Below are 239 nucleotides of genomic sequence, written 5' to 3'. Positions count from 1 at the left end.
ATAATGTTGAGTTATCTATTAGCCCAGACGCTATCGTGATCACTAGTTTGCTGAACGGACATTGTGTTACTACCACCAGACGTTGCCATGCCCGAGGCATTAATATGCAAATGGTCTGTGATGTGCAACGTATTTGTGTGATGGAAGAAAAACAGTTACTTGATGCTAAAGAAGTGAAAAAACGGCTACAACGATTAAAACGATTTAAGCATATTCGTTGGTTAGTGGTGTTAATGATC

General features: G+C 39.3%; 1 protein-coding gene. It reads left to right on the top strand.

Going from position 1 to position 239, the window contains the following annotated elements; all coding sequences use genetic code 11:
* Nucleotides 1-239: threonine/serine exporter family protein (locus V6255_RS18205; protein WP_341629401.1), on the top strand; the 239-nt coding region annotated here is incomplete at both ends.

The organism is Psychromonas arctica, from assembly GCF_038155225.1.
Taxonomy (GTDB): domain Bacteria; phylum Pseudomonadota; class Gammaproteobacteria; order Enterobacterales; family Psychromonadaceae; genus Psychromonas; species Psychromonas arctica_B.
This window is presented reverse-complemented; position numbering and strand designations above follow the sequence as displayed.